The sequence below is a fragment of the Baia soyae genome (assembly GCF_004341445.1).
Taxonomy (GTDB): domain Bacteria; phylum Bacillota; class Bacilli; order Thermoactinomycetales; family Thermoactinomycetaceae; genus Baia; species Baia soyae.
Window position 1 is genome coordinate 1 of the sequence record NZ_SLXV01000046.1, and the last position, 21,847, is coordinate 21,847.

Below are 21,847 nucleotides of genomic sequence, written 5' to 3' on the forward strand. Positions count from 1 at the left end.
CACGGTGGACACCCTTGCCTTAAGCTAATGGCTACTGCTACCTTCACCATTCGGGACTTTCACCCTATAGACTACGCCCATGCCGGGCGCACGTTTTATGTTTTAATTTAAATACTAATTATAATTAAATTTAAAAATTATTTATTACACATTCAAACACAAACAAGCCTCAGCACAAAAAACTGAGGCTTAGAAGAATTGCTCTTTTTCCTAGTATACACTACATACCCATGATGTTATATCCGCTATCTACGTGAATCACTTCTCCTGTAATCCCACGGGACATATGGCTTAATAAGAATACAGTCGTATCCGCCACTTCTTCTGGATCTGTTCCACGACGAAGCGGTGAACGCTCTTCGATGACAGATAGCATCGAGTTAAAGTCTTTTACACCTTTGGCAGCCAGTGTACGAATCGGACCTGCTGAGATCGCATTCACACGGATGTTAGAAGGACCTAGGTCATGTGCTAGGTACTTGACCGAAGCCTCTAAAGCCGCTTTGGCAACCCCCATCACGTTATAGTTTGGAATCACTCTTTCTGATCCCATATAGGTCATCGTTACGATACTACCACCTGACGTTAGATACTTGCTCGCTTCACGACTAACCGCTACGAGCGAATAGGCACTAATGTCCTGCGCCAACGCATACCCATCACGAGACGTATATACATAGGCATCGCTTAGGTCTTCTGCTTTTGCAAATCCAATACTATGTACCACGCCATCTAACGATCCCCATGCTTGATTGATCTGTTCAAACGCTGATTCAATCTGCATATCATCCGTAACATCACATTCAACCATCAATGAACCCGGCATTTCCGAATCTACCAATTGTCCGACAGACTTCTGGAGACGCTCTCCCTGATAGGTAAAAGCCAATTTTACGCCTTGTTGATGTAACGCTTTTGCAATCGTCCAAGCAATGCTACGCTTGTTGGCAACTCCCATAATGACAACTTTTTTATCCTTCATCTTCATGTATCTACACCTCTTGCGGATTAGATTATAAGATCAACTATTAGTACCAGATACTAAAATCGTAATCAAAAATGAGTTTCCTGTCAATATCAATAAACATCAGAGAAACGGCTCACCATCCTGCTTTAGGATGCCGTTGTAACAAAATATCATGAATTTGTAATAAATTTATACTTTCGGTAACCTCTTCTAACTCTTTTGAAGTAATAAACAGAGAAAATGGTTCATAAGAGCGTTCATCTCGTAGCAACATTCCAGCATGCTCCTTCGGGAAGGCAATCGCATACTCCTCACCGCTTACACACTGAAAACAAAATAGATAGGCATCTTGTTCACGGTCAAACATCCAAACAAATCGAACAGCCTCATCATTGGATTCAATTACTTCCTGCCATTCTGGAATCGATAAAAACAAAACCGGCTTTTCTAAATAAGTAGCCCATACACCATCCTCTGGAATGGATGCTTCTTGGATTTGGGGTAAATAACGTTCACCGTTCATCTTTTTTCCTCTTTCTACCTTTTTTCATCTAGTAGCATCATTATACCTTAAACCCTACTTCAGTTGATTAAATACATAAAGTTCCGCCCATAATAGATGGAAGGAGGTGGAAATAATGTACTATGTAATACGTGATTCTGAAAAATTACCCCCTTCCATCATTCACGAAGATCATTACTTTGCTTGGTATAATCCCATGAAGAAAGACCATCGTGTTGAGTTTCGTGGAACAATGAACCAATGTTATGACTTCATGGCTACTCGCCCTACCCAAGTCCGCAGTCAATCTTTATAATTCACAGAAAAAAAGCCGAAGGAGTGAACCCTCGGCTTATTTTTGTTCCGCTCTCTTCTTACGCACAGGTGGTAAGATACGATTAATCTTCACTTTAAGGGTCGTATCCCACGTACTCGGATCATTTTCATCGAACTGATCCAAAAACGTGACTACCTCGCGGGTAATAGGTGTCGGTGTCGAAGCTCCCGATGTAACAGCAACCTTCTTCTTCCCTTTTAACCAATCTAGCTGAATCTCAGATACATCCGAAATTCGATATGCTTCTACCGAGGCGATCTCTTCAGAGACCTGTGCTAGACGGTTGGAGTTATTACTTTTAGGATCTCCCACTACAAGCAGAAGGTCCGCCCCAGGCACATGATTTGCTACTGCCTCTTGTCTGACTTGGGTGGCTAGACATATTTCATTATGAACCTCAACCGTAGGAAACTTCTCTATCACTTGTTCCATCAAATGTTTAATATCCCACTGACTCATCGTAGTTTGATTTGTCACGATCAGGCGATCTGTATCTACTTTTAATTCATCTAGATCCTTCTGGTCTTCAATTAAGTGAACACTTTCTGGAGCGATTCCGATCGCACCCTCTGGCTCAGGGTGAGCTTGTTTTCCAATATAAATGATCTGATAACCCTCAGCTACTTTTTCACGAATCAAATCATGTGTCTTAGTCACGTCCGGACAAGTAGCATCAATCACATGTAATCCACGTTCAGCCGCACGTTTTCTCACCTCAGGTGAAACTCCATGTGCAGTAAAAATAACGGTTCCTTCTGTAACCTCTTCTAGTAAATCCAAGCGATTATTACCATCTAGTGTGATAATCCCTTCTTCTTCAAATGCATCCACCACATGACTATTATGAACGATCATCCCCAAAATATAGATCGGGCGCGGTATATCTTTATTCATGGCCGCTTCACGGGCTAGTACCATAGCGTCTACAACACCGTAGCAATATCCACGGGGCGTTATCTTCAACACTTCCATAATCAATCTCCCTCCCATTTACAGGGCTAATGAATCCATTATACCGCATGTTGAAAACTTGACCAAGTTTCGTGTCTAAAGATAGGCTAGTCTCCACGGTACACTTGCACCATTTCCCGAATAGGATGGATTGTCAACTAAAGGAAAGGAATGTGATGGCTGTGGAACAAAGACCTATGCCTACACCAGTACCAATGCCAATGCCGCCGAAAAAAATGATGCCTGCACCAATGCCTCCAACTTATAATCCACCTTCATATCATCATGGTGTACCTTGTATCCCCTGTGACTGGAATATGCTTAATCAAATGTACCACCATATGAAAAGATGTCACCGCTATGAAGAAGAGATGATGAAAAAGTTAATGAGAATGTGCAAGAAACATAAACATAGACGTGATTGCGATCCATGTGAGTCTTCCTACGGACGTGATCGGTACTGCGAATCCTCTTATCGACACGGTTATCGCGAATCTCGTCATCATCGCTGGGGCGGTTGGGAGTCGTCCTCTAGTCGTCATCATCGTCATCGCCATGGAGATTGCGAATCTTCCTACCGTCGCCGTAGAGATTGCTATGAATCCTCTTCCTGCCGTCCAAAAAATCCATGCAATGATTGCTAATACCCAAAGGCTCTCTCATAGAGGGCCTTTTCCCCTTTTTTGAGGTCAAAATAAAAAGCCTCCATACATGTACGGGGCTTCACACCGAAGTGTAGTATTGTCAAAATAGGTGGCACTACTAGTTATGTTCCTTCGATTTCATCCGTTCACGAATATATAACGTTGCTAAAACCAGCGAGATCCCCATAGAAAACAACAGTAGAGCGGCAGAATCCAATAGGCTCTGGTTCATCTCTTTGAAACCTCCCAATTATCTACGTATACTATACGAATCTCCCAACGCAACGATTTCAACCGAATATAACCCGCTCACAACGAACTTTTTATTCCCTATATAACATATGCCCAAATAGACAATTCGTTCTGTCCAAGTACGCCCATTTCAATTCATAGTATTTTAATCGGAAAAGTTGACTTTTCTTTATGATGCGGTTAAAGTTAGAACTAATACGAAAACATCATAGATAAAGCAGAGGTGCTCCCATTGATTTTAGAAAGAGCAAAGTTCATTCATAAATTTGTACAATCCCCTCGAGAAATCGGCAGTATTACTCCCAGTTCTCGCTTTTTAGCTCATGCGATGCTAAAAGAAATTCCTTGGAACCAAGCAAAAACAATTGTCGAATTAGGTGCAGGAACTGGTGTTTTTACTCGGGAAATAGCGAAAAAAGTATCTCCATCTTTCCAAACATTCATCTTTGAACAAGACGATGACTTACGAACTGATATAGAGACGCAAATACCGCAATTTACTTATTTGAAAAAAGCTGAGGAACTTCAAAATACGCTCAAACGATTTCACATTCCAAAAGTAGACGCAATTATCTCTGGATTGCCATTTTCGAATTTCTCGCCATCTTTCACTAAGGAGATCCTTGACCAGGTCCAGTCCTCTCTATCCGATAATGGCTCTTTTATTACATATCAGTACTCCTTACAGCTACGCAAAGAGTTGAAACATAGATTTAAAAATGTGCAAATCAATTTTGTCCCTTGGAATTTACCTCCAACCTTCGTCTATATCTGCTCTAATTAAAAAACGAGTGAAGACTACTGCTTTATCAGTAGATCCACTCGTTTTTATTGTTTACCAAACATCAAACAATGCCTGCTTCTGATCAACTTTTCGCTGAGCTTGATACATCTGATCAATGGCTTCTTGAAACCTCTTCTTATCACCAATTGAATCATAACAACTTGCTAGCTCATAGCATGCTAGGAATTGCTTTTGCGAATAATCATGTTGCTCCGCAATTTGCGCTGCTTGTACTAAGTAGTGTACTCCCTCCTCCTGTTGCCCCATCGTTTTCATAAGACGTCCCATGATAATGAGAGCATTACTCAATTTGAGAGCATCATTTAACTTCTCTGCCCAAGAAATCGCTTGTTGCAAAATCCTCTTTGACTCATCGCTTTTTCCTTGTAGTAAATAGAGATTTCCTAAGGAACAGTAGGCTCTTACTAGTTCTTGTTTTTGCGCAACACGACTTTCTAAGTCTAAGATATACGAAAAACACGTCTCCGCATCATTCAAATTGTTTTGCTCTACATAGATTGTTCCTAAGATCGTCCAAATCTGGAACATTTCATTATAGAAAGAGCTTGTAGTAGCAATCTGAATCCCCTCTCGCGCATAGCGGATCGCATCTGAATATAATTTCATTCGGCGATACAAATCAGCCCGTAGCGCGTACATAGGGAGAATGATTTCTGTCTTCCGAACAATAGGCAGATACACCCATAACTCATCTAACCGTTTTAATGCCTCATCAGTTTTCCCAAGCTTCTCTAAATAGATCACCCGGTTCGTCATCAGTACATACTTGATTTGCTCTGGATCGACCAATTCCTCACGATAAACATCAAGGCCTCTTTCTGCATAGATTAATGCTTGTTGTAAATCATTTTGGATGTACTGCAGGTAGGCAAGATAGTTAAAGTTAATCGCCTCCAGATTATTCTTCACTTCATTTTCCTGTGAAATAAAGCGATTGGAATCAATTAGCTCCCTCTCTGCCTTCTTCCACTCACTCGTTTTCAGAAAATAACGTCCACGTAGAGAGTGAAACATAGATGCATACTCTTCCCTGGTTGCATCTGAGATATTACATAACTTCTTATACGCTTTTTCATGCTCATCCATACGGATCATGCTCTCGATGGCCATAAGCTTCAATTGCATGGTCTCCATATTTTCTGTATCTCGCATCAACATACTTGGTAAATCGTTAGCATTTAACCCCAGTTTCTGCATTAGATAATAAACCTTCTCTTTGTTGACATGAGGCACACCGCGTTCAATATTACTAATCGTAGCAGTTGAGATTTGTTCATCAGAAAGGTCTTCCAGACGAAGGCTACGTTCCTTTCTAACTTTACGTATAAATTTACCAATTTCACTAATTTCGAAAACACTCATGTTAAGCCGCCCTTTCCTTCTAAACCTTATTCTCTCCCTATAGTGTAATCGATTTCACTTCTATTAGAAAGATTCAGATCACATCTGACATCCAAAATTAGGATTGAAAATCTTATAGATTACAGGTGAAGTAGAATAGAGATTGTAATCTTTTTGTTGTGAAGAATATTATATTACAATCGGTTTGTAAGATAATATCTATTTTTGTCAAATCACTACTTAATAGTTTCGAAAAAAAGAATCAAAAACCTTCTGAAAAGTAAAAAATAATTTTGATGAAATAAAAAAAGTGCATAATCTGCACCATTTATCTCTCACATTCTAATGTATCTTCAACCATTACTACTTGCAAAGCAGGGCTTTCACTCACTCTCCCCAATGTAAAAATCGTATAGTCCTTTCCAGACTTTAGCGTTATATTCGGAATCGTAAATTCTGCTTCCTTCCTACCCGCAGGCCTTACCTCCCATGTGTAGATCCCTGGATTTAGGGTGATAAACCGAGCTTCCTTGAAATCTACATCTGAAAAAAGGACATTTCCCCCTTTTACGGCAATATCAACCCGTTCCATATCGGAAGATACATGAATCAGACGCACCTTAGATCTTCTGGGGACTTTTCGTAAGTCATCTTCATAGGAAAGTAGCTCAACACCCAAATCTGTGCCTATATCGGCCGTATTCAAAGTATAGGCTCTCCGACTTCGTATCGTAACAGATTGGGATAAGATTGCTTCATCCTGTCGTCCAGCTGGAAATATATGCATCTGATATTCCCCCGGTGGAAGAGAGAAATATTCTGTAATACCGCTAAAGGGTAAGTTGCGTACCACCGGCTTCTGATTCACATAGACGTCTACCGGAACAGATTCATAGGTAGATGCGTGCAAAACTCGCACAGATCCCATCTCTTTCGATCTACCAGAGTCCGCCTGATATATGGAATTCGGATGCATTCCCTCATATTGACTTACAAATGTCTCCAGATGTTTTTGATACTCTTCATTGTATATTTTATGCTTGGATTCATCTCGATCACGATAATAATCAGCTAACAGCTTATTCCGAATGGCTTTACCAAATAACTTTTTCCAAGACAAAATATAAACCTCCCCTAGCATAGGTAACTTACTATTAGCCTATGCCATGGGGAATCAATTCTTCACAGTTTTCTTTAACGATCATGCACCAAGAGAAGACGATCTCCCTGTTCTACATCTCCTAGATAAAAAACAGTAACTACATCTTTCGCAAATAAAGGAAGGGTAATACTCTCATGATCGGTATTCATCATCCCTGTAACCTGCACTTTCAGCTCCAAACGCCTAGGCTGAATCGGTACATAGGGCGTCAAATGAGTGAAGGGAATATTATTGAAAATCACTCGATTATTTACCACTAAATCTACATTCGACCCTTGCGAATGTAGGTGTACGAATCGAATTTGTCCCATCTCTCCTTCTTGATTTTCTGTGTGGTCTGGAATCGTTATTAGTTTAGGATTCTTTTTCGATACATCTTCTGAATCGATGAGAGCAAGCGTGCAAAGTTTCCCATTCCGAACAGATAATATTTGCGATACAACTGAGCCTTCCGTTTGATTTCGATTCATTTCTAAGTAGCTATCCCCACTGTGTATACTGACATAGTTCGTCATCGCTCCGTATGGAAGACGACGAACCATCCGCTTTCCATCCAGATATACATCCATGTCCTCCTGCCATCTTGTAGCGGCATGCAGAATTCTGACTCCTGCAATACCAACGAGGGACTGTGAAGCATTCCTGGAGGATGGGCTGGTTGTCGTTTGTTTTCCACTACTACTTCGGCTGGACTTCTTCTTTTTCCTCATTGAAACCCCCTCCATTCTCTCTTCATATTCCTTTCTTTAAAATATGCAATAAATAAGGAACCGTGAGCCATTCAACATAGAAAAAGCGATCCTTTTCCATAAGAAAGGGCTCGCTTACTCTTTTTCACAAATATGTTGATATAAAATCCTACGGGAGTAAAACCGAATAAACGGAAATCCCCAATTCTCATGTACATTTTCTTTAAGTAACTGACAATTCTCATTATAAAAAGCAAATCCCAAGACAGGCTCCACATAACATTCGCGAAGATATTTATGCAAATTAATCATGTAGTGCATTTTTTTTAATCGATTTTGCTTCATTTGATTCCACACACTGGTTGCCGAGAGAAATGACTCGATATTTGCTTTACACTCCACCATTTCCATCGGTACATCATCCTGTTCATGAAACACGACATCCATCCGGCACTCATATCCGCCAATCATCTCTCCATCGTCATAGATCAGTGGCTCACGATAAATCTCTTTATAAGAAATGGTTGGATGAATAGGACCATACTGTTCGATAATCGCTTCTAAAAATGCAGACCGAATCTGTTGAAAAGTAGGCTGCCGATAGATTGCCTTTAGTATCTTCAGCAGCCTTTTACGAGTCTTCAGCCGAATTCGAAACCCGGGCTGCCCAATCATCAGCTCAATCTCTTCATCAAATCCTTCTTTATATGCTTCTTTGTCTGTTTTATATCGATCAAAAATGCGCGCCACTGTCCGAAACACATCGGGTTCTTGTTTCACCAAACGAACTAATTCATGTACAGTCGTAAGATCTGTAGGCTCCTTTGTCTGGTGGAAGGAAAGTGGCATAAGCTTATCCCCCATATACAACTTTTTGGTAGGGTGGTAAAAGTAAAGGACGATAACCCATTCGTACCGTCATATTACTTAGTAACTCTCTCGCATACGCCCATGCATCTGGCGCTACAATCCCCGAGCCGATTTCCATAAGTTCAGCCTCTGGAATCGTCTCAGCAAGCTCTTTATAGTAAACGATATCAATCTCTAGTTCCACAGTAAAGGTGCGATCTTCATCTAAGATATCGGCGGGATCCTCTTTCTTCTCGCCCTCATAGGTTAAAACAGATAGAGAAAATAAAAATGAAATATCTACTCCCGTTTGTCTTAGCAGTTTGGTCGAATAGTTAAGTAGAATGTGCTTTTCAATATCCAGTTCATATTCTTTCCACTTCTTACAATGTAACGTGCGGACACTCACTTGTTCCAAATCCCAACGCTCCAACCAATCAAATTGATTCATCTGACTCATCCTCGTGCTCCTCCTTTTGTGGTCTCTCGTAATTTGGCAGAGAAAGTGCCATCTGAGCAACCATAATCGGTTCAGGCTGATACGCATTACGAATCTCATCTTGAAACCGATCGATTTGCAAATCTTCTTCTAGATCAAAGGGAAGTTCACGCAAATGGTTTAGCACGATCTCGAGGTCATCTAGGTCGGATTGAGGATGAATTCTACAAAAGGTGCGTTCTGTAATCCGTAGATGATAAAAAGCAATTTCGACCAATAATTGCATGTCATCTGTTGACTTAGTCCGCCAACGAGACGGATGAAGGAAGGAGTTTAATTGTGGATATCCCTCTTTCTGTAGCCAACTTTTCGTTAGAGTAAGATGTTCCTGAATCAGATTCATTCCCTCACGATGCTTCTTCTGATCTACCAACACTTCTAACTGCCTGATGGCAAATGGAATGGAGAGAAATAAGGTTTGAAGATACGCCACATACTTGATCGTGCTAGGAAGTTGTATCACCGTCTGGTTCGTAAGATTCGTAAATGAATCATAGAGAAGGGAGTTCCGACTACTCATAAGGCCTCTTTGCATTTGATAGACTCCCTTTTGTACATCCAAACAGACCACTTCCTTTCTATTCATTATAATATATTCAGCCTTTATTTGTCTGAATATACTGATGCCTAGTGGAGGAAATTTTTGTTAGACGGATGGATTGAAAAGAGTAACTCCTAGACGGAGCTACTCTTTGAACTGCTATTTATCAATATACACGGAACGGACTAGGGTACGTGTATATGCGTGTCCATTGTTATTACCTTTTAGATCAATGGTGATGTTGTAGGTACCGGATTTCATTACTTTCGGTAGCCAGCCTTCAAGGGAACCATTGTTTAACTTGCGGACTTGCTTGGTTTCGGAGATCAGATTTCCTTTTTCGTCGACTACTCGGGTCATCATCTCCACTTCTTTGTTTGAATCATCATTTTTTTGTTTCATGTAAAAGTTTGCTTTGTCTTGTTGGACTTTTCCTGGCATCACTAAAGAGAAAGATGTCTTATCATCAAACGTGCCGATAAATAAGTATGCATCCTCTTTCGTTGTATTTTGTAATTGAACTTTCCATTTGCCTGCTTCCATCCCTTTGAGCTGGAACGTTTGTACATATGCTCCGCGGAAAGCATCTTGATCCCGACTTGTTACCACTTTGCTATTCTCCTTGGTGAAGACCTTCCCTGATGGAGAAATCAGCTTCACTTCCGTCTGATCGTTTGCGGTTAGCACTGATAAGGTAGCATTGGTCAATCGATCCACATCAAAACTCTTTTCACTCACACGATTTTGCGCAAGTGGCCCGCCAACGAGCACTTGATTGTTAGCGCTTTCAATTTTTTCAATTTCATTATTATTGGCAATATTTTTGGTGGATTTTGTAGCAACGAAGGTAGACGTACGTAGATAAGGTTCAATTCGCGAGAACACACGTGAGCCCATTCGGATACTATCATGATCTAAACTTCCATCCGTAAACAGATGCACTCCGTAATTTAATTTGGTGCTCCATTCGTTTACAAGACCGTCATTCGAGCCATGCGAGGATAGGTATAAGCCGCCTGTTGCCAAAGCTGAAAATGCTGGACCCCAGCTAGTACCTGCGACCGAATAATATTTGTTTTTAGATACGTTTGGATTGGAGTCTGTAGCAGAACGGAAATTTGCCATTTGACCCGTTTGTAAGGAGTAAGTGCCATCGTCCTTCTGCCCTAATAGGGACGCTAACCACCCTGCCCACCAACTGTAAGAGAGATCTGCCAGATGTGAACCATAATGCGGGGAACCGAGGCTCACTACCTTTCCGACATATTGGTGTGCTCCATAGTGGACCAGTGCCGCTTGCGTATCGGGGCCTCCTTTACTGTGCGCAATGATATTGACCTTTTTCCCAAAACGACTATAGATTTGGCTCAGCATAGAAGCGAGTAGTCGCCCATTATCATACTGAGATTTGGATCCTTGTCTTGCCGCATCGTATAACTGAACAAACACCGTTTGATACCCCTTATTGTAAGCGCTTTCATACATGTCGTTAGCACCATAATAAGTGGTATCGGTATACCAATCGTTAGCAGCGCCACCCTTCCCTTGTACAAATACAATCGGTGGTTTATTCGGATCATAATTAGGTGGCTGCGCTCCTAAATACCAAGTACCCGGGGTAAACGACTCACTCGGGGGGAACAACTTCCCTGCATGCACCTCAGTCGGGAAAGCAGTCATCGGTACAATCGAAAACAAAGCAAGCACCACTACCAACATCACAGCTGTCAAACGACGAAATCTCATCAAACAAACAGCTCCTCTCGTAGGCATCTTTTATCTAAAGACATGTTGTCACTCTATAATATTCGAGACATCTATAAAAAAACCTTTTAGATAAAAGGTTAAAAAATAAATTTTTCTAATGTTCATATAATAGTTTACAAGCATAAAAAAACTACCTTTCCAAGGTTAGATGATTTATCAAACACCGGAAAGGTAGTTCGCGCGTTTTATTTAGGAGCTCTCTGGATGGCGAAGTTTATATCGGCTACGCTTGTTCCGCTCCCACCAAAAGTAACCGATTAAGCCTAATAGTGTTACCGAAGAGATAGCGGTTCCCATCAGGAGGTTAGGCGTAAAATACGATAGCTCAACTTTATGCTCTCCTTTTGTAACAGGAACACCCACAAAAGTGGAATTTACTTTCATCGTTTCTACTTCTTTGCCGTCAACCTTAGCCTTCCAACCCTTGCTGTATGGAATAGATAAGTACAAGATCCCATCCTTGGCTGCGTTGATATCACCTTTTACATGAGTCGAATCAAAAGAGACATTTTGCAAGGATTGCTCTCTCTTTTGCTTTACAAGCTCTGCGTACGGTTCAAGTGAATTAAATTGAAGCGATAGTTTGTTCCATTTGTAGGTCCCTTCGGTAAGCTCGATAACAATTTGATCATTATCCTGTTTATAGCCTGTATTTATGACCACTTGATCCTTAGGATAGTTATACATATTGTCTGGTCCAAAATCCCAAAACCTTTTACCATTTGCCCAAATCCTAAACCACTTTTCCCCATCATCTCGCTTGATCAGCTTGATCTCCGCTTCTACCAACGTTTCTCCAAGTTTCTTTGCAAATGGACTTGGTATCGTCAACGTTGCACCCGCATCCGCCTTAAGAATGTTACCATTTAGAGTTGCTCTTTCCAACTTTATGCCTTGGGCCTGCGACTCTATATCCTGACTGGTTATAGCTCTCTCTTGCACTTGTAGTTGATTGGTTTGAAAGGATGGGAGATTTACCTTAGAACGGTCATCTACAACTGCTGCACGCAGGAGAAGTTGATCTCGTTCGGCAAAACTTAACTCGTTAAATGTCTGCTTGTCCACAATGGAATCGTATAGGAATCCAATTGGTAGAGCATAGTCATTTCGATACACATTAAATTTCTTTGTTTCCTTAATTAAAGTGTAGCCATAGGGCTTCCAAGAGCGATCCTTACGAAGATAAACTTGAGTATAAGGCTCCCATGAAGAGTCTTTGGGAACTACATAATATTTGTTCCCCAATACGGTTTCGATATATAAACGATTATCTAGATTCGTAATCACGCTCGGTGTATTATACTGGAGCACATTGTACTCGGTTTTAAAAAATTTGTGTATAGTCCCCGAAAGCAAACTATTATAAGTACTAAATCCTCTGTATCTATACACCATTGGGGCATTAAATTCAGGTATACCCTCCCACATAGTACGAAAAAAAGTAGGATCCTCTTTTTCAATCTCTCTAAACATCTCCACATCTTTTGGCTGATCATAGGTGTTGAGATAATGTTGTTGTCGTTGTGCTATTTTAAATTTTTGGGGCTCTTCTTTTTCATTGGGAGGTACTTGAAACTCAATCTCAAACATCATCCAGTGGGTAAATAAGACATTTAAAGTCATCAATCCAACTAGTAACGTTGCAAAAACCTTACGAGATAGCTTTCCCATTGAAAAAAAACAGCCTATGGTGAGTAGACCTAGAACACCGATAACAAACTCTTGTCTACTATACGGAAGCCCTGTTATCCCTGGCTTAAATATCACCATTACAATTAAGAGTAAGGCTATCCCTGTAAAATATAACTTTGCCTTTCGATGCGGCTTCTCTAATAAGTGGTCTAAAATAAATGCAGAAGTCTGGGCCACTACAAACAAAAAGAGGTAAAGCCATCGATAGTGAATACCCGCAAAGCCATGAAAAAAAGCATATGTAAATGGCAACAATAACAGTACAAAGAAAAATGCCACGAAAATCATGCGGTGCCGTACCTGCTTCTCTTTAATCAAGAATCCATAAAAAATGAGCAATAATACAACGATCGGCATTACGATGATAAACTCAATTTTCTCAGGAAACAAGAAAATTTGATGTAGCAAATTTTTATAGAATGACCCATCAAAAAATAGCGGTATCGTTGCCTTGTAATAAAAGCGATCTACTTGCAAGTACTTATCAATTACTGGTAATAAGGCAAACAAACTTAGCAATACGCCTACGATATACCATAATGAAATCTGAAGATAATACTTAAAGAAATCGACCAAACGATACTTGTCTCTAATCAAAAAGTACTTAAGTGCCGCATATAAATAAAGAAACACCGTACTACAAAAGGCCAGATAGAAATTTGAACAAACAATTAGGAAGACAAGCCCTACAAACATTCCCTTCTTCTGGTGATCAATCATTCTTTCAAAACCAAGGATAAGAAGGGGTAACCATACTAACCCATCTGCTAGAAAATCAAAACGGAGTGAATAATACATGAGGTATAGAGAACCGCAATAAATCAAACTTCCTACAATCGAACTAAGTTGTGTTCGTTTATTGTAGCGCAGTAGATGATACATGAAAATCATGGCAACAGCTACTTTAAACATACTAACAAAAATTCGTATGTCAAAAGCATCTTGTATAGTCGCTATGTCTAAAGGCATCGTAAGCCAGAAAAATGGCGAGGTGGCAAAGTAAAAGATAAACTCACTAAACATATCCCCGCCCAAACCATTGTTCCAAGACCACATAAAATTCCCTTGGGAGTATTCTTGATTTAAAAATGGATAAAAATGAGCAATTTGCATTCTAGAATCGCATTTACAAACGTCATTAAAATCCACATTATAATAAAGAAAGTATGCATGTAGCCCGATAGCAACTAAGAGAAAAAAGAAATAAACACCAAGTGCTCCCTGCCATTTCTTCCGATTCCATTTTCGTTTCATATCGTAGCACCCTACCTAATTCAAGATAACTCTTTCCAAGAGCGGAACGGCATAGAGGTCTCTATGCCGTCGAATTGCGTTTCTTACGACGTTCCCACCAAAAATAGCCAATTAAGCTTAGTAATGTTACGAAGGAGATTCCTGCACCAACAAGCAGATTAGGTGTAAAGTACGATAATTCAATTTTATGGTCTCCCTTTGTGATAGGCAAGCCCATAAATGTAGCATTTACTTTTATAGGGTCCACTCTTTTTCCATCTATTGTAGCTTTCCAGCCTTTACTATACGGGATCGCCAAGTACAGAACCCCATCTTTGGCCGCCTTTATGTCCCCTTTTACTTGATTCGATGTAAAGGAAACATTTTGCAAGGATTGTTCTTTTTTCTGCTTTACAAGCTCTTGAAAGCCTTCAAGTGAATTAAATTGAAGCGAGAGATCCTTTAGCTTATAACTACCTTTATCCGCAATCTTAACTTTGATATAATCCGCTACTTGATTATATCCTGTATTGAAGACGATTTTCTTTCTTGGATAGTTATACGTGTTGTCTTCTGCATAACTTTTAAATTTCTTCTCAGTTACTTCACGGCCAAACGCTTTAGGATCCTTCTGCATAATCTCAAGGCTAAATCCCTTTCGATCCTTCCGTTTAATCTCAATCTCTAAGAGAGTTTCGCCTAGCTTCCCCGCAAACGGATTTGGGATGATAAGCTCTGCATCTTTATCTGTCTCTAGGGAATCATCTGTTAAAGTAGCATTCTTGAGCTTTATGTCTTGTTTGTTTACAGCATGTTCTTTTACTTTCAACAAATCCGTTTGAAAAACTGGAACATTGATCTTAGAACGATCATCCGTATCCACAACCGCGGCATGCAAGAGTAGTTGGTCTTTTTGAGCATTGTTTAATTGCTTAAACGTCTGTCTATCCACTACCGAATCATATAAAAAGCCGATTGGAAGGGCATTATCATTTCGATAAATTTTGTATTTCTTGGTCTCTTTCATGAGAGTGTAGCCATACTGCTTCCAAGATAAATCCCCTCGAATATAGGTCGGGTGAGGATCCCAAACCGGATCCTTTGGAATGACATAGTACTTATCCTTTGGAATGACATAGTACTTATTCGCTAGCACCGTCTCTAGATATATACGATTATCTAGATTCATATACAAGCTTGGTGTGTTGTACTGAAGGATATGGTAATCATTCTTGAAAAAGTTGTGTACAGTTCCAGAAATCAAGCTGTTGTATGTGCTAAACCCTCTGTATCCATATACCAACGGAGCATTAAATTCAGGGATTCCCTCCCACATGGTACGGAAGAAAGTAGGATCTTCTTTTTCAAGATCTCTAAACATCTCCACATCTTCTGGTTGATCATAGCTCTTCAGAAACTTATGTTGCCGGTCTTTCACGGTCTGAGGACTACCTAGATACTCATGGATCAATACCCAGTTTGTAAGGAAAATATTAAGCAAAACTAGCCCAACTAAGGAAACCGCAATCACCTTCCGGGGAAGCTTACGTAGCAAAAGAAAGCAGCCTACCGTAAGAAGCCCGATCGCGCAAATAATAAAATCTTGTTTAGTGAACCCAATGCCTGTTGCTTTTGACTCTAACTTAACCATTTTTGGCTTCAACAGAACCATTGTGATTAGTAGTATAGATACCAATGTAAAATACTGTTTCATTTTCCGATGTGGTTTCTCTAACATAAGATGATCCACGATATACGGAATGATCTGAGCTAGCACAAAGATAAATAGGTATGTCCATCGATACTGTATACTGGACAAGCCATTAAAAAAGGAGTATGTAATCGGAAACATAGTAAGAGCAAATATAAACGTAGCAAAGATCATACGCTTACGCATTTGCTTCTCTTTAATGAAAAAGCCATACAAAGCCAGCATAAAGATGATGATGGGTAACACAAGGACAAAATCCACTTTTTTCGGAACCAAAAAGAGGTTGAAGAAAAACTCTTTATAAAATGACTTCTCAAAGAACAGCGGAATCTCTAGCTTGTAATAAAAACGGTCCACGTTCAAGTAAGCGCCGATCGCTGGCAATAAGGCGAATAAACTTAATAATACGCCTACGATATACCATAACGTAATTCGAAGATAATACTTAATGAAATCGACAAATTGGAATGTATCCCGAATAAGGGAATATTTAAGCCCTGCATACAAATAGAGGAACACAGTACTAATAAAAGCGAGGTAGAAGTTCGAACAGACAATCAAGAAGACCATTGCAACAAATAATCCCTTTTTCTTATGGTCAATCATCCTTTCAAAACCGAGGATGAGAAGAGGGAGCCATACCATACCATCCGCCATAAAATCAAAGCGAAGTGAATTAAAAATAAGATAAATAGATCCACCATAAATTAATGTACCTACAATCGAACTAAGCTGTGTCCGCTTCAGGTAGCGAAGGTAGTGATACATGAAAATCATGGCCAAAGTGATCTTAAATATGCTCGTAAATATCCTAATTTGATACATATCATGAATGTTAGCTAAATCCAGAGGCATCGTAAGCCAGAAAAAGGGCGAGGTAGAGAAGTAGTAGAGAAATTCACTAAAGATATCTCCACCCAAGCCGTATTTCCAAGACCACATAAAATTCCCTTGCCCATATTCTTGATTTAAAAATGGATAGAAATGAGAGACCTGCATCATTGAATCACAGCAGGCCTCGTTAAAATACATTCGATAGTACAAAAAAAATGCATGTATACCTATAGAAACGACGAGAAACAGGGAATAAACTCCAATTATTCCCTGCCATTTCCTCAAATTCAATTTCATGTTGCGATACCCTACCTTTTTCATAATAGCTCTTCTCTAGCCATTGTTTACGAAAGTACTTTTTGGATTTTATTTTTTTGAGATTGACTCACTTGTGTGTAGTTATCATCTGCCACAATGTAGTGAGGTCTTTTCTTTGTTTCGTAGTAAATTCGTCCGATATACTCTCCGATTACGCCTAAAGCAACTAGTTGAATTCCACCTAAGAGTAGAATGGCTGAAATTAATGTGAAATATCCAGGTACATCAACTCCGCCCATGAATATTATTTTAATCAGCATCCATAATACATAGATAACATCAGCTGCCATCACCGCAACCCCAGAGTAAATAGAAAGTCGAAGCGGTTTATTATTAAATGAAATGATACCGTCTATTCCGTAGTTAAGAAGGCTGAAAAAAGACCATTTGCTGTCACCGGCGTGTCGACTTACGTTTTCATACTCAATAATTTCTTGTTTGTAACCAATCCAAGAAAATAATCCTTTTGAAAAACGGTTATACTCACTTAATGATAGTAAGGAATCAACTGCTTTACGGCTTAGTAGACGGAAATCCCCAACCCCATCTTCTAATTGAACATCTACAAATCGGTTAATTAGTTTATAGTACAGGCTTGAAACCCAAGAGCGAGATTTTGATTCACCCGCACGATCTCGCTTTGCGATTACTTGATCCGACCCATTTTGGAAAGCTTCCACCATCCGCGGAATCATACTTGGTGGATGTTGTAAATCAGTGTCCATAATAATCACAGCATCGCCTTTGGAGTAACTTAAGCCCGCTAGCATAGCGCTCTCTTTACCGAAGTTTCGGCTAAACGAGATGTACTGCACTCGTCTATCTTTCTCCCCAAGTTCTTTTAAAATGGAGAGAGTTTGATCACGACTACCATCATTGACAAAAACGATCTCGTAGCTATATTGATTTTCCTTCATTACTTTCGTAACGGTTTGATAAAAATCGTACAAAACGTCCTGTTCATTATAGCAAGGTGCAATAATTGAAATCATACTCTTCCCCCCTTGTCTGGTTCAGTGACCAGAATTTTCTTTGATATAATAAAAGTAAACGGAATCGCAATTAACGAAGCTAAAAATGGAGAGATGGTTTTATTCCAGCCCAACAGATCCCCCAATACATATACTCCTACTGCCGTAATCACAAAGTTAACGACGTTTGTCATCGGAAATTGTATAAACTTCTTCCATGTTGGCTTAACTCGATACGTGTAAAATGAGTTCATAAAAAAAGAACCAACCATACTAATTAAGAACGCAAGTACGAAGGAAACATAATAACCCCACGAAAAAAAGCGATACATAATCAGATAAAGTAAGTTAAAATGAACTGTGTTGACGACGCCTACTATGATAAATCGAATAACTTGTCGCTTGTCCAAAATCAAAGTCCCCTAATAAAGAATAAAAAGATAGCACTTGCATTATAACACATGGATCTACACATAGTTTCTATAAAAAGTTAACATTCATCCACAATATTTACCACACCTTAATACTTGGAGGCGTTACTATTGGATTTTACATCCCTTTCGCTTGCTTATCCATGGGAACAATTGCCTTATGCGTTATTCGCCATTATCTTAGCTTTTACGATTCATGAATTTGCTCATGCTTATGTCGCTTATAAATTTGGCGATCCTACTGCATATCAACAGGGCCGAGTTACTTTAAATCCAGTTGCACATCTGGACTTATTTGGCTTTATTTTGATTATCCTGGCAGGAATTGGCTGGGCAAAGCCTGTACCGGTCAATCGTTACTATTTTAAGAACCCTCGCTTAGCTGGCGTTTTAGTAAGCTTGGCTGGACCGCTGAGCAATCTACTTCTTGCCTTTCTGTGCTTCCCCCTTCTCCTCCTTGCCGATCAGTTTGGATTGGGATATAAGGGAATCATTGAACTTTTATTTATGATCATTAAAATTAACATCGTACTCTTTATTTTTAATTTAATTCCGCTACCACCACTAGATGGGTATCGGATCATCGAAGATCTTGTATCCAATCGCACTCGGGCGAAGATGTCACAGTATGAACAGTATGGGATTTTCATCTTCCTGCTCATTTTTCTTATTCCACCACTTAACAAACTACTGCTTGGTCCTTTGTTTCAATATCTCGTTCCAGCCATCTATCGGGCACTTGATACGTTTTGGAGCCTATTTTTATAGTCCTCATTCACAAGAAAAAACGACTCTGTCTCTTCGCGAAACGGAGTCGTTTTTGTTTTTCTATATAAATCCGCTATCTGATTAATAGTAGGGTGAGATCATCAGATAAACTAATACACCGGTAAGGCTTACATATAGCCAGATTGGCATGGTATAGCGAGCAATCTTACGGTGCTTCTCTCTTTGATCCGTCCAACCGTACACAATGGTCCATAGCGCAATAAATACAGTCGGTGCTGCTAAAACGATATGGGTGATTAGAATAAAGAAGTAAACGTACTTCATGATTCCTTCTCCACCATAAGAAGTAGATTCTGCGTTTAAATGATAAATGACATATGTAACAAGGAACAATGTCGTAGAAGTAAACGCTGCGAGAATAAAATTACGGTGCATCGTAATGTTTCTCTTTTTGATGAAATACAAAGCCGTTACTAAGAAGATAAAAGTACAGCTATTAAAAATAGCATTCATCATAGGTAGAAAGGATAGATCTAAATGGTCGAGCCCATCATATTTCGGTAAAAAGAACAGTAGCGCGATCGCGGCGTTTAAAACAATGGTAATCCCGACGATCCATGGGGTATATTTGCGGTTATCATGATCGGAATGGGTCTTTTGACTCATGAAACAGCCTCCTTCGCACATCTTATAATTCCAAGGCGATTATAACACATTGCTTGTTTCACAAGGTAAGTAAATTTCCCTATTAATGGTGAATGGTTGATTCATCATATCCTACATGATCCGATGGTACGAAAAACGGTTTCGTTTCATCAAAGAATTGACTTTGCTCTTCGGGAGCCACATATCCTAACTGAATACCTGTTGCTTTTGCTAGAAATGGGTCCATAGCGCATAAATCTGCTTTGGTAATATCCGATAATGCTGTCTTACCAAGTGTTACCGCTACTTGCTCCATTTCCATCAGAGACGCGTTTAAGAAACGCGTTAAACTCATCGCTGCTTGGTCCACATCTAATTGGCTGGTTCTTTTCCCAGTATAGACCACTAAGCTGGTCGGAGGCTCAAAAGGTACAGCTCGTACTACCTGCTCCCCTACAAGCGCCATAATCGCGGCTGTACCGATATAGACACTATCCGCTCCTAATGCCATCGCCTTCAGCATTTGCCCCGGAGTAGCTAGCCCACCTGTAGCAATGAGACTAGTATCCCGAACCAGCCCTTTTTGGGTTAGGAATTGATTCGCTCTCGAAATAGCAAAAAGCGTAGGCAGACCTACATCATCTTGAAGAGTAGGTGATCCGCCATGTGTTCCGCCCTCGGTGCCATCAAGGGTGATAAAATCCACTCCACCCTCCACCGCAATCTGCAACTCTTTCTCCAAATGATGGGTAGCCGCTATCTTTAGCCCTACTGGAACACCTGTCTCATCTCGAAGCCTTCTCACCAATTGAATAAAATCATCCTTTGTATGGACCCCTGGTAAACGAGAATGAATAATAGCCGCTTCGCCTTCTTCCAAACCATATACCTCACGAAAATCCTCACCAATGTTTTTACTCGATGTTCGTTGATGACAAGATCCTTGTGCCCCTTGTCCTAATTGAATTTCGATCGCATCTAGCTGTTTATACTTATCAGGGGTATTCATCCAACCTCCCCGATTATACTGTCCGATCAATAACTGGGCCTCTTCACGCTCTTCTTTCATCAGACCCGCTTCACCCGTATTAGTAGCTGTTCCTACGGCAGTTGCCGCTTTAGCTAGAGCAATTTTTGCACTTTTGCTCAATGCACCACCAAACGACATCGCGGCAATCATAATCGGAATCGAAATCGTCATAGGCTTCTTCGCTCGTGGACCGATCGTGACCGATGTGCCGATTCCCTTGGTTTCCTGTGTTGGAAAGCGAAACAGATGAACCGGGTTAAATAAAATCTTCTCCCATGGTGATAAATGAATGGGACTTCCCAAAGGACGTGAAATAGGCGTCCCATGATTCCCACGCATCGCGATCTCCATTAGATTGACCATGCCTATTTTCCCAGCTGTTGGAATCATTTCAAATAGGTTTTCTGTGTATTGGTCGCGTATCGCTGTGGTAATCATCTTATCTACCGATTTATCGATTGCCGAGCGAATCATATTTTCAATGAGTTTGATCAACTTGCCCACTCTCCCAGCCATTATCACCATTGCCATCTTCGTTTAGTTGACCCAGCTTTCCAGCCATCGTAATACACATTTTTTGGATCGTAGCAAGTTGTCTAGCCGCATGTTGCTCTTCTACAGCCATATCGGTTAATCCCTTATCCTCATAGTTTGTTAGTTGGTGATAATGATCACGCGCCCTCGTGGAAAGAGTTTCCGCGATTGCTTCAATGCGATTAATTTCGTTATGTAGATAGGACAACGTGTGCTGTAAGTCTTGTGATTGTGATTTATCCAATTCGCAAACCTCCCTTTTGGTGTTACTATTCCTAATTTGATCGATTTCAATGCGAACAAAAAAAGACTACTCAAATTGAAGTGAACCCAAAAAGTTAGACACGAAGTTTTAAGCAATCTGCAGGGTATGTGTTCGGTATTGAACCGGACTCATGCCCTTTAGTTTTATC

At 40.2% G+C, this 21,847-nt stretch carries 21 protein-coding genes; 4 read left to right on the forward strand and 17 right to left on the reverse strand.

Annotated elements, in window-relative coordinates; genetic code table 11:
- Positions 1-220 precede the first annotated feature (220 nt).
- Together fabI and EDD57_RS12275 are read right to left on the reverse strand one after the other, a co-directional pair.
- Complete coding sequence (gene fabI, locus EDD57_RS12270; protein ID WP_131849709.1) at positions 221-988, reverse strand: enoyl-ACP reductase FabI; 768 nt, start codon at positions 986-988, stop codon at positions 221-223.
- A 112-nt stretch (positions 989-1,100) separates the two neighbouring features.
- Entirely contained in the window at positions 1,101-1,490 is a 390-nt protein-coding gene (locus EDD57_RS12275) for a hypothetical protein (RefSeq protein ID WP_131849710.1), read from the reverse strand.
- Between the two features lie 115 nt (positions 1,491-1,605).
- Between EDD57_RS12275 and EDD57_RS12280 the strand changes: the two genes are divergently transcribed.
- Positions 1,606-1,785 (forward strand): hypothetical protein, encoded by a 180-nt coding sequence (locus tag EDD57_RS12280; RefSeq protein WP_131849711.1) that lies wholly within the window; start codon positions 1,606-1,608, stop codon positions 1,783-1,785.
- A gap of 36 nt (positions 1,786-1,821) precedes the next feature.
- On the opposite strand, the gene EDD57_RS12285 is transcribed toward EDD57_RS12280, so the two are convergent.
- The gene (locus tag EDD57_RS12285) at positions 1,822-2,778 is read right to left on the reverse strand and encodes a 4-hydroxy-3-methylbut-2-enyl diphosphate reductase (RefSeq protein WP_131849712.1); all 957 of its coding nucleotides are present in this window, start codon (positions 2,776-2,778) and stop codon (positions 1,822-1,824) included.
- A 396-nt stretch (positions 2,779-3,174) separates the two neighbouring features.
- Between EDD57_RS12285 and EDD57_RS12290 the strand changes: the two genes are divergently transcribed.
- Together EDD57_RS12290 and EDD57_RS12295 are read left to right on the forward strand one after the other, a co-directional pair.
- Complete coding sequence (locus tag EDD57_RS12290) at positions 3,175-3,444, forward strand: hypothetical protein (RefSeq protein WP_131849713.1); 270 nt, start codon at positions 3,175-3,177, stop codon at positions 3,442-3,444.
- Between the two features lie 441 nt (positions 3,445-3,885).
- Complete coding sequence (locus EDD57_RS12295) at positions 3,886-4,437, forward strand: class I SAM-dependent methyltransferase (protein WP_131849714.1); 552 nt, start codon at positions 3,886-3,888, stop codon at positions 4,435-4,437.
- A 51-nt stretch (positions 4,438-4,488) separates the two neighbouring features.
- Here the strand turns inward: EDD57_RS12295 and EDD57_RS12300 are convergent, their stop codons facing one another.
- From EDD57_RS12300 to EDD57_RS12350, 11 genes are all read right to left on the reverse strand, one after another.
- On the reverse strand, positions 4,489-5,820 hold the full coding sequence (locus EDD57_RS12300) for a helix-turn-helix domain-containing protein (RefSeq protein WP_131849715.1): 1,332 nt from the start codon (positions 5,818-5,820) through the stop codon (positions 4,489-4,491).
- A gap of 307 nt (positions 5,821-6,127) precedes the next feature.
- The gene (locus EDD57_RS12305) at positions 6,128-6,919 is read right to left on the reverse strand and encodes a DUF4397 domain-containing protein (protein WP_165873807.1); all 792 of its coding nucleotides are present in this window, start codon (positions 6,917-6,919) and stop codon (positions 6,128-6,130) included.
- Positions 6,920-6,993: 74 nt separating this feature from the next.
- On the reverse strand, positions 6,994-7,671 hold the full coding sequence (locus EDD57_RS12310; protein ID WP_165873808.1) for a DUF4397 domain-containing protein: 678 nt from the start codon (positions 7,669-7,671) through the stop codon (positions 6,994-6,996).
- 114 nt (positions 7,672-7,785) lie between these two features.
- Positions 7,786-8,499, reverse strand: a complete 714-nt coding sequence (locus tag EDD57_RS12315; RefSeq protein WP_131849718.1) for a hypothetical protein — start codon at positions 8,497-8,499, stop codon at positions 7,786-7,788.
- Positions 8,500-8,503: 4 nt separating this feature from the next.
- On the reverse strand, positions 8,504-8,959 hold the full coding sequence (locus EDD57_RS12320; RefSeq protein WP_131849719.1) for a hypothetical protein: 456 nt from the start codon (positions 8,957-8,959) through the stop codon (positions 8,504-8,506).
- Positions 8,937-9,560, reverse strand: a complete 624-nt coding sequence (locus EDD57_RS12325) for a hypothetical protein (RefSeq protein WP_131849720.1) — start codon at positions 9,558-9,560, stop codon at positions 8,937-8,939. Before EDD57_RS12325 ends, EDD57_RS12320 begins: the two co-directional genes overlap by 23 nt.
- Before the next feature lie 138 nt (positions 9,561-9,698).
- Positions 9,699-11,285 (reverse strand): esterase/lipase family protein, encoded by a 1,587-nt coding sequence (locus EDD57_RS12330; protein WP_131849721.1) that lies wholly within the window; start codon positions 11,283-11,285, stop codon positions 9,699-9,701.
- 210 nt (positions 11,286-11,495) lie between these two features.
- Positions 11,496-14,252 (reverse strand): YfhO family protein, encoded by a 2,757-nt coding sequence (locus EDD57_RS12335; protein WP_131849722.1) that lies wholly within the window; start codon positions 14,250-14,252, stop codon positions 11,496-11,498.
- Between the two features lie 61 nt (positions 14,253-14,313).
- A complete protein-coding gene (locus EDD57_RS12340; RefSeq protein ID WP_131849723.1) occupies positions 14,314-17,097 on the reverse strand; it encodes a YfhO family protein in 2,784 nt (927 codons plus the stop codon).
- Between the two features lie 23 nt (positions 17,098-17,120).
- Entirely contained in the window at positions 17,121-18,086 is a 966-nt protein-coding gene (locus EDD57_RS12345; protein WP_131849724.1) for a glycosyltransferase family 2 protein, read from the reverse strand.
- Positions 18,083-18,475, reverse strand: coding sequence for a GtrA family protein (locus tag EDD57_RS12350; protein WP_243649544.1), 393 nt, complete (start codon positions 18,473-18,475; stop codon positions 18,083-18,085). The genes EDD57_RS12345 and EDD57_RS12350 overlap by 4 nt, the downstream gene beginning before the upstream one ends.
- 132 nt (positions 18,476-18,607) lie before the next feature.
- Between EDD57_RS12350 and EDD57_RS12355 the strand changes: the two genes are divergently transcribed.
- On the forward strand, positions 18,608-19,264 hold the full coding sequence (locus tag EDD57_RS12355) for a site-2 protease family protein (protein ID WP_131849726.1): 657 nt from the start codon (positions 18,608-18,610) through the stop codon (positions 19,262-19,264).
- A gap of 81 nt (positions 19,265-19,345) precedes the next feature.
- Here the strand turns inward: EDD57_RS12355 and EDD57_RS12360 are convergent, their stop codons facing one another.
- The 3 genes from EDD57_RS12360 to EDD57_RS12370 form a co-directional block, all read right to left on the reverse strand.
- A complete protein-coding gene (locus EDD57_RS12360; RefSeq protein WP_131849727.1) occupies positions 19,346-19,891 on the reverse strand; it encodes a DUF420 domain-containing protein in 546 nt (181 codons plus the stop codon).
- Between the two features lie 82 nt (positions 19,892-19,973).
- On the reverse strand, positions 19,974-21,395 hold the full coding sequence (locus EDD57_RS12365) for an FMN-binding glutamate synthase family protein (RefSeq protein ID WP_131849728.1): 1,422 nt from the start codon (positions 21,393-21,395) through the stop codon (positions 19,974-19,976).
- Positions 21,379-21,678 carry a hypothetical protein gene (locus EDD57_RS12370; protein ID WP_131849729.1) on the reverse strand — a complete coding sequence of 100 codons (300 nt, stop codon included), beginning with the start codon at positions 21,676-21,678 and terminating at the stop codon, positions 21,379-21,381. The genes EDD57_RS12365 and EDD57_RS12370 overlap by 17 nt, the downstream gene beginning before the upstream one ends.
- Positions 21,679-21,847 lie beyond the last annotated feature (169 nt).

Coding starts and splice junctions, on each gene's coding strand:
- fabI (WP_131849709.1), bottom strand. CDS start 988: ATGAAGATGAAGGATAAAAAAGTTGTCATTATGGGAGTTGCCAACAAG.
- EDD57_RS12275 (WP_131849710.1), bottom strand. CDS start 1,490: ATGAACGGTGAACGTTATTTACCCCAAATCCAAGAAGCATCCATTCCA.
- EDD57_RS12280 (WP_131849711.1), top strand. CDS start 1,606: ATGTACTATGTAATACGTGATTCTGAAAAATTACCCCCTTCCATCATT.
- EDD57_RS12285 (WP_131849712.1), bottom strand. CDS start 2,778: ATGGAAGTGTTGAAGATAACGCCCCGTGGATATTGCTACGGTGTTGTA.
- EDD57_RS12300 (WP_131849715.1), bottom strand. CDS start 5,820: ATGAGTGTTTTCGAAATTAGTGAAATTGGTAAATTTATACGTAAAGTT.
- EDD57_RS12310 (WP_165873808.1), bottom strand. CDS start 7,671: ATGAGGAAAAAGAAGAAGTCCAGCCGAAGTAGTAGTGGAAAACAAACG.
- EDD57_RS12315 (WP_131849718.1), bottom strand. CDS start 8,499: ATGCCACTTTCCTTCCACCAGACAAAGGAGCCTACAGATCTTACGACT.
- EDD57_RS12320 (WP_131849719.1), bottom strand. CDS start 8,959: ATGAGTCAGATGAATCAATTTGATTGGTTGGAGCGTTGGGATTTGGAA.
- EDD57_RS12330 (WP_131849721.1), bottom strand. CDS start 11,285: ATGAGATTTCGTCGTTTGACAGCTGTGATGTTGGTAGTGGTGCTTGCT.
- EDD57_RS12335 (WP_131849722.1), bottom strand. CDS start 14,252: ATGAAACGAAAATGGAATCGGAAGAAATGGCAGGGAGCACTTGGTGTT.
- EDD57_RS12340 (WP_131849723.1), bottom strand. CDS start 17,097: ATGAAAAAGGTAGGGTATCGCAACATGAAATTGAATTTGAGGAAATGG.
- EDD57_RS12345 (WP_131849724.1), bottom strand. CDS start 18,086: ATGATTTCAATTATTGCACCTTGCTATAATGAACAGGACGTTTTGTAC.
- EDD57_RS12360 (WP_131849727.1), bottom strand. CDS start 19,891: ATGAGTCAAAAGACCCATTCCGATCATGATAACCGCAAATATACCCCA.